Annotated in this window: 8 protein-coding genes; 5 read left to right on the forward strand and 3 right to left on the reverse strand. The window is 56.9% G+C overall.

Annotation, left to right across the window (positions count from 1 at the left end):
* From bioF to bioA, 5 genes are all read left to right on the forward strand, one after another.
* A partial coding sequence (bioF, locus tag INT22_RS16180; RefSeq protein WP_226912821.1) for an 8-amino-7-oxononanoate synthase occupies positions 1 to 1,103 on the forward strand: 1,103 nt, incomplete at its 5' end.
* Positions 1,091 to 1,828, forward strand: a complete 738-nt coding sequence (locus tag INT22_RS16185; RefSeq protein ID WP_193068559.1) for an alpha/beta fold hydrolase — start codon at positions 1,091 to 1,093, stop codon at positions 1,826 to 1,828. The genes bioF and INT22_RS16185, both read left to right, overlap by 13 nt.
* Positions 1,819 to 2,598, forward strand: a complete 780-nt coding sequence (gene bioC / locus INT22_RS16190; protein ID WP_193068560.1) for a malonyl-ACP O-methyltransferase BioC — start codon at positions 1,819 to 1,821, stop codon at positions 2,596 to 2,598. The genes INT22_RS16185 and bioC overlap by 10 nt, the downstream gene beginning before the upstream one ends.
* Positions 2,595 to 3,320 carry a dethiobiotin synthase gene (bioD, locus tag INT22_RS16195; RefSeq protein WP_089039166.1) on the forward strand — a complete coding sequence of 242 codons (726 nt, stop codon included), beginning with the start codon at positions 2,595 to 2,597 and terminating at the stop codon, positions 3,318 to 3,320. Before bioC ends, bioD begins: the two co-directional genes overlap by 4 nt.
* Positions 3,317 to 4,588 (forward strand): adenosylmethionine--8-amino-7-oxononanoate transaminase, encoded by a 1,272-nt coding sequence (gene bioA, locus INT22_RS16200; protein WP_193068561.1) that lies wholly within the window; start codon positions 3,317 to 3,319, stop codon positions 4,586 to 4,588. The genes bioD and bioA overlap by 4 nt, the downstream gene beginning before the upstream one ends.
* Positions 4,589 to 4,617: 29 nt before the next feature.
* Here the strand turns inward: bioA and INT22_RS16205 are convergent, their stop codons facing one another.
* The 3 genes from INT22_RS16205 to INT22_RS21265 form a co-directional block, all read right to left on the reverse strand.
* Positions 4,618 to 5,331, reverse strand: coding sequence for an SIR2 family NAD-dependent protein deacylase (locus INT22_RS16205; RefSeq protein WP_193068562.1), 714 nt, complete (start codon positions 5,329 to 5,331; stop codon positions 4,618 to 4,620).
* Positions 5,332 to 5,508: 177 nt separating this feature from the next.
* Positions 5,509 to 7,275, reverse strand: a complete 1,767-nt coding sequence (gene aceK / locus INT22_RS16210; RefSeq protein ID WP_193068563.1) for a bifunctional isocitrate dehydrogenase kinase/phosphatase — start codon at positions 7,273 to 7,275, stop codon at positions 5,509 to 5,511.
* A gap of 187 nt (positions 7,276 to 7,462) precedes the next feature.
* The coding region (locus INT22_RS21265) for an amino acid permease (RefSeq protein ID WP_226912822.1) at positions 7,463 to 8,084 on the reverse strand (622 nt) is incomplete at its 5' end.

Below are 8,084 nucleotides of genomic sequence, written 5' to 3' on the forward strand. Positions count from 1 at the left end.
GTGTTGATCAACAGCGCTGGCGGCACCGACGAGTGAATACCCTTGGCACGCTGGACTTTGCCGGCAATGACTATCTCGGGCTGGCTCATGATCCACGCGTGCAAGCTGCCCAGGCAGAGGGTGCGCGCCGCTTTGGCGCAGGCGCGGGCGCGTCGCACTTGGTCAGCGGCCACTTGGAAGTTCACGACGCACTGGAAGACGCCCTAGCCGAGTGGACCGGACGACAGCGTGCACTACTGTTTTCCACTGGCTATATGGCTAACCTTGGCGTGTTGCAGGCGCTCGCTGACCCGCACACTGCCCTCTTTCAAGACCGTTTGAACCATGCCTCGCTACTCGATGGTGCAACGCTAAGCGGCGCTCGCTCGCGACGCTTTCATCACCGCAATAGCGCTGATCTTGAACGTCTGTTGGCGCGCAGTTCCGCCCCCCATAAGCTGGTGGTCAGCGACGGCGTGTTCAGCATGGATGGCGACGTTGCCGATATTGCCACCCTTGCCCACGTCAGCCAGCAACACAACTCCTGGCTAATGATCGATGATGCTCACGGTCTGGGCGTGTTAGGCGCTAACGGCAGCGGCTGTGTGGCAGGTTTTGATAGCCAAGCGGTGCCTATTTTGGTGGGTACACTGGGCAAAGCACTGGGCACCGCTGGCGCGTTTGTGGCCGGTGACGCGGCGCTGATTGAGCACCTCACCCAGTTTGCTCGCAGCTATATCTATACCACGGCCCAACCCCCCAGCATTGCCGCAGCGACCCTGGAAGCGCTGGCTATCGTGCAGCGCGAGCCTGAACACCGCCTACAGCTTACGCGCCATATCAACTATTTTCGCCAGCAGGCCCAAGCGCTCGGGCTGCCCCTTGCCGACTCCCATACACCTATTCAACCGCTGTTACTCGGCAACGAGCCACGCACCATGGCTTGGGCGGCTAAGCTCGCCCAACGGGGTATTCACGTCGGGGCGATTCGCCCGCCCACGGTACCTAATGGTGCCGCACGGCTGCGTATTACGCTGAGTGCCCGCCACACTCCAGGCGATATTGATCGGCTTATTGAAGGGCTGAACGCCTGTCAGAGAGAGGAAGCAGCATGTCCCGCCTAGACGCCCCACAACGTCTGGTGCTGCTGTCGGGCTGGGGGATCGATCAGCGCATCTGGCAGCCGCTGGACACCTACTGGCCTGCCCATACTGATGTACACACGGTGGACTGGCCGGGCTATGGCGATACCCCTGCCCTGGCTGAACCGGCCACCCTTGATACCCTTGCCAGCGCCATGGCCGACCAACTGCCCAGTAACGCTGTGTGGGTTGGCTGGTCGCTGGGCGGGCTGTTAGCCAGCGCGCTGCTCGATAAGCTGCCTGCGCCACGCGGCCTTGTGCTGATTGGCACAGGCGGTCAGTTTTGTAGCGATGACGGCGTGAGCAAAGCCGAGCTTGCCAGCTTTCAGCGCGCCTTTAGCCGCGCCCCCGACGCCACCTGGCGGCATTTCTTACGCTGGCAAACCCAAGGCGAACCTAACGCTCGCCACGCCCACCAACAGCTACGTGCCATGTTGGGTGACACCCCCAACGCTACTAACAGCACCCTATCCCAAGGGCTTCACTGGCTTGCCACTCTGGATAACACCCAGCGTTTGCAAGAGGCGCCCTGTCCGGTCATTCAACTAGTGGGCGAGCACGATCCGCTAGTAGCTTCCAGCACCCGCGCTCAGGCGATTAACCTTGCCCACGCAGGACACTGCCCGATGCTTTCCCAACCTGCTCAACTAGTCGCGACCATCGCTTCCCAGGCCGCACTGGTCGCCAAGGAGCACGTATGTACCTAACGGCAACGCCAGCGCCAAACTGGCAGGCAAAAGTCGCCCACGCTTTCTCTCGCGCGGCACCCCGCTACGATGCGCTGGCCAGCGCTCAGCGCCAGATAGGGGAAACGCTCTGGTCATCGCTTCCGCCGAGTGCCGACAACATACTCGACCTTGGTTGCGGCACCGGTGTCTGGACACAGCGACTAGCCACTCAATTTCCCCATGCCAACGTCACTGGGCTGGATATTGCCCCTGGCATGCTCGCCCATGCCCAGGCGCGCTATGGCCATCATATTCGTTGGCAGCAAGGCGATGCCGCCGCGCTGCCTTTTGAGCGCAGCACCTTTGATCTGGTCTTTTCCAACCTTGCCATCCAGTGGTGCCGCGATATCGATGCGGTGATGCGCGAGCTTCAACGAGTGCTGTCCCCTGGCGGCCAAGTGCATCTCACGACGCTCTTACCCGGCACGTTGGCAGAAGTCGCCTCTGCTTGGCAGCGCCCGGAGGCATTACTGCAGACACCGAATGCCCTGACACTTGAACGCGCCGTTGCCTTAAGCGGCTTAACGCTGGTTGATCGCATTACCGAGTGGCGGCGGTTTTACTACCCCGATCTCACTACCGTCATGGCTTCAATTAAGGGGGTAGGCGCCCAGGTGGCGCGGCCCAAGGCACGTCTTACCCGCCGAGACCTGGTCGCCGCCCGCCAGCGTTTTGAAACGCTACGTGAACCCCAAGGGCTCCCCGTTAGCTACCACTGCCTCACTCTGCGCTTGGAAAAATCACCATGACCGTCTATTTCGTAACCGGCACCGATACCGATGCAGGTAAGACCCTGGCCACCAGCGCACTGCTGTGCGCTGCCAAACAGCAGCAGCTCAGCACGCTGGGGCTTAAGCCGATTGCCTCTGGCAGCCACATCACGGCGGATGGGCTGCGCAATAGCGACGCCTTGGCGCTACAACAACAGAGCGCTCCCCCCGTCGATTACACCACCGTTAACCCGTGGGCGTTTGCGCCCGCTATTGCGCCGCACCTGGCCGCCAGCGAGGCGGGGTGCGCTCTTAACGTCAATAGCGTAGTGGCCTCGCTTACCGCCACCCTAAACGACATGCCGCGCGATTTAACGCTCATTGAAGGCGCTGGCGGCTGGCGTGTGCCACTCAATGAGCACAACGACTTTTCCGATATACCGCGGATGATGCAGCTGCCCGTTATTCTGGTCGTGGGACTAAAGCTTGGCTGTCTTAATCATGCGCGGCTTACCGCGGAGGTGATCGCTGCCGATGGCCTACCCCTTGCGGGTTGGGTCGGCAGCGTAGTGGACCCTGAGTTCGCCGCTGATACAGCGCGCTTTGAGGCCAATATCGCGCTGCTTAAAAACGCCCTTAACGCGCCATGTCTAGGCATTATTCCTCATTTAGCCACCGCCGATGCCACCCATGCGCGCCACGCGCTTTCACTATCTGCACTGCTCAACACCTCAGTTTTGAATCAGGAAGCCGCTCTATGAGTTCTCCCGTTTGGCACCCTTACGCCCACCTCAAAACACAAGCACCCGCCCCTAAAGTGGTCGGCGGCAGCGGTAGCCATTTCACCCTGGAAAGCGGCGAGCAACTGCTCGACGCGACCTGCTCCTGGTGGTGCATGATTCATGGCTATGGCCATCCACGTTTAGTCGCGGCCATTCGTGAACAGGCAGGCGAGCTATGCCATGTCATGCTCGGAGGCCTCACCCATAATCCCGCCGACCAGCTTGCTCGGGAGCTCGTGCGCATCACCCCTGACGGTCTTAATCACGTGTTCTACTCCGACAGTGGTTCAGTCGGGATGGAAGTGGCGATGAAAATGGCCCTGCAGTACCAGGTGCTCATCGGCCACCCCGAAAAGTGCAAGATGCTTTCGTTAATGAAGGCCTACCATGGCGACACCACCGGCTGTATGGCGGTATGCGACCCTGAAGAAGGCATGCACAGCCTGTTCGCCAGCCTGCTTCCCCAACACCACTTCGCTCCCGCGCCCACCGCACCGTTTAACGCCACACCGGAACAGGTAGCCGACGATTTAGCGGCGCTGCGCGACGTACTGGCGAGCCATCACCATGAGATTGCTGCCCTGCTGATGGAGCCGTTGTTACAGGCAGCAGGCGGGCTGAATATGACCTCGCCTGACTACCTGCGCGGCGCACGGGCGCTATGCGATGAGTTTGGCGTGCTGCTGATTTTTGATGAAGTGGCCACCGGTTTTGGCCGCACGGGTAAGCTGTTTGCTGCCAATCACGCTGACGTGACACCAGATATTATGGTGCTCTCTAAAGGACTAACCGGCGGCTATCTAGGCCATGCAGCAACCCTAGCCAACGACCGCGTTCACGATGCATTTGTTGGCGACAGCGCCCACCATGCCTTTATGCACGGCCCGACATTTATGGGCAACCCGCTGGCCTGCCGCGTCGCGCTGGAAAGCCTGCGCGTGTTTGAAGAGGAGCACTACCTGGACAAGATTGCGACTCTCAGCCAACAGCTTAGCCGAGCGTTAATTGACGACTCTGCGCTGAACGCCCACCCAGACGTGGCCGATGTGCGGGTGCTGGGTGCCACCGCAGTGATTGAAGCGCACTCCGCCGAGACGCTGAAAGGTGTCGGGCAGTTCGCCCGCGAGCGAGGTGTGTGGCTGCGCCCAATCGGCCGCTGGCTTTACACCATGCCCGCTTATATCGCCACCGACGCCGAAATAACTCAGATTACCGACGTAATGAAGGCATGGTTTTTGAAGCGATAGCTCTTAAAGCAATAGTTATTAGAGAACACTCAAGGCAGCATCAAATTGCCCTGTTTGCGCCACTGGTTGACCAAGGCAGGAACGCCTTCACCTGCAGTGGTGTTAATCGCTAGAACGCCCGGCGGTGTTAAGGCATCCGCGTCGGGGTCGACCAGCGCACACGGGGTATCCAAATCAATATACGATAGCAGCGATGCTGCGGGCATAACCGCCAAAGACGTGCCCACCACCAGCAAAAAATCCGCCTGGCTAACAAGTTCACAGGCGTCTTCAAACAGCGGCACCGACTCACCGAACCACACTACATCTGGGCGCAGCTGGCTGCCTTTGTCGCAAATATCTCCCAGCGCAATACCGCCTTTCGGCAGTGGATAGCGCAGCCGCGCATCCACTGAAGAGCGCGCCTTCAAAATCTCACCATGCAGATGCAACACATCACGCGACCCTGCACGCTCATGCAGATCATCAATATTCTGCGTAACCACGCTGACTCTAAAGCCATCTTTTTCAAGCGCCGCCAAGGCTTTATGGGCAGCGTTTGGCTTGGCCTTACGAATTTGCTCCCGGCGCAGATTATAAAACTCCAGCACCCGCTGAGGATCTCGCTGCCAGCCCGCAGGCGTGGCTACCTCTTCGACTGGGTGGTCTTCCCACAGGCCATCGCTGGCACGAAACGTTTTAATGCCACTCTCGGCGCTAATCCCTGAACCGGTAAAAACCACTAGGTGCGGTGGTGCTGTCATGTTTTCCTCGACTAAATCACTGCTTACTGTTTCACAAGGAGCCTCTTATTAATGTAATGAGCGCAGGCCAGACAAGGCAAAAATCAACGAAAAAGCGGAGTTTACGAGTTGTAAATGAGCATTTTGAGGCGATTTTTAACGCAGTATGGCCAAGCGCAATAGTTAATCAGAGGTTACTTAATATACCAGCTGCCCTATAGTCCCCGCGAAGCGCTGCTTATTACGATATGGGTAAACATCAATCACCCGACCATCGACAATGGCCTGCTGTAGCTCCAACCAGTAATCGGGATCAAATAACTCCGGATGCTGTTGCATAAAAATACCGCGCAGCTCCGGGTTGGCAAACATAAAGGGGCCGAACTCCTCGGGGAAGATATCGTTGGGGCCAACGTAAAAACTCTCCCCACCACCTCCCTGAAAGTCATTGCCATACGATTTGGGCATGTGCCGAAAGCGACACTCCGTGAGATAGCACACCTCGTCGTAATCGTAAAAAATCACTCGACCATGGCGGGTAACACCAAAGTTTTTTAACAGCATATCGCCCGGGAAGATGTTCGCTGCTGCCATCTGTTTAATGGCGTTACCATAGTCTTTGAGCACCATCACGCGCTCGTCCGCGCTGCACTGCTCCAGATAGATATTCAGCGGTGTCATCATGCGCTCGGTATAGCAGTGCTTGATTATCACCTTGTCATCTTTCAATGACACAGTAGACGGCGCTACTTCTAGCAAGTGCTCTAAACACTCTGGCGCAAAGTGATCCTGACGCACGATAAAATTCGAGAACTCCTGGGTATCAGCCATACGCCCAACACGGTCATGGCGTTTCACCAGGCGGTATTTCTCGCGCACTATCGCGTGGGTGACCTCTTTGGCCGGATCGAATTTATCTTTAATGATCTTAAACACGGTGCGAAAACTAGGTAGCACAAACACCGCCATCACCATGCCACGCACACCAGGCGCAATGACAAACTGATCCTCACGCTTGGCCACTTGCAGGTTTAGGGCACGGAAAAATTCGGTTTTGCCATGCTTAAAAAAGCCAATCGCGGCATACAGTTCGCCTTCAGGCTTATGGGGCATGAGCTGTTTTAAGTAATGAACAAACTCCCCAGGCACCGGCACATCGACTTGGAAGTAGGCACGGGTAAACGAGAAAATAATCGAGACTTCATCGGTCTCGGTTAGCACGGTATCCAGGTGCAGGCAGGGGTCGCCGCCCTGCTGCTCGCCAAACCCTTCACCATGTAGAATAGGTAACACCAGTGGCACCTGCTCACCGCCACCCAAAATGCGGCCGACTAAGTAGGCCCCTTTATTACGGTAAAAGACGCTTTTCAACAGCTCTAATTGAGCGTCTTCTGACTGCAAAATAGCGGCGGGAAGCAGGGTTTCTAATAGGCCTGCAGCTAGTCCAATATCGCGCTCCAGATCAGCAAAGGCGTTATCAAATGGTGCCTCTTCAAGCGCCCAGGCAAGCGCTTGAGCCCAATCGCCATTGACGGAATACTGTCGACAAAGCTCAATTCCAGAATGGTGCGCAGCATCTTCTCGGGAGCTGTACACAAACATCCAGTCATTGCGAATATGGCGGTGGTGGAAAATCGAGCAGAATAGTGAGTTAAAAAATGTCTCGGCCAACTCGTAATCCAACCGCTGACTAATCAGCTGCGCATAGTGCTCACGTGCCTCCCGCCAGGTCTCACAGTACGTAAGCGCCTCATGATCAAACGTACGCTGCAAACGTGTCAGCGTATCGCCCACTTTCTCTTCATAAAGGTTAATCCGCGCCGCTGAGGCTTGCTGGGCATCACGCCACGCCCCATCACGAAAACGCCGACTGGCGTCAAAGGTAATCTGCTTGAAGCGTGCTCGGTAGCCATCAAATCCATGCAGAATAGTGGCCGCTAAACGATACGCGGGAGAGTGCTTCATGGCGGTGCTCCTGATTATTTCTCCCAGCTTCGCGTAACGGAGCACTACATGCGAGAAGACCTTGGTGGGTAATCCGCATGTTTAAGAAAGCAGCTGGCTGTTTTAGCACTCATCATAAAAAAGCCTCTGGGCCATTGGGCACAGAGGCTTAAACTGCCTAGTCAGCCTAGGCGGTTAGGATCAAACATTACAGCTTGGCAGCAGTTGGCACCGGCTCGTCAATGTCTAGTTCTTCCGGGGCAGCAGTCACCAGCGCAAACTCCTCTTCAGCGGTTTTCGCCACCAGCTTATTCTTGCTGTAAAGGAAGTAGTACGCTGCACCAGCAATGAATAGAACGATGGTGTAATTAAACGCGCGGGGGTCGAAAGCATAGACACCGGTCAGCGCGACGAGGGAAAGCACTAACGCAACGCCAGAGGTCACCACACCACCGGGTGTTTTATAAGGGCGCGGCAAGTCAGGCTGTTTCACTCGCAATAGAATGTGGCTGAGCGCCATCAATGCATAAGAGAGCGTCGCGCCGACAACGGCCATCCCTAGAATTAGATCACCCTCGCCGCTAAGTGAGACCAAAAAGCCAAATACACCAGGCACAATCAGCGCCAGATAAGGCACTTTACGCTCGCTGGTCAGTGACAGTGGTTTTGGTAAGTAGCCCGCACGAGAAAGCGCAAACACCAAACGGCTGTAGCCATAGATAATCGAGAAAAATGACGCTACCAACCCCGCAAGGCCCAACACATTAACCAGCGTGGCAAGCGTTGGGTTGCCCGCAACGTTAAGCGCATCGACCAGCGGCACCCCACTT

It is taken from the genome of Halomonas sp. 3D7M (assembly GCF_014897885.1).
Lineage (GTDB): Bacteria > Pseudomonadota > Gammaproteobacteria > Pseudomonadales > Halomonadaceae > Vreelandella.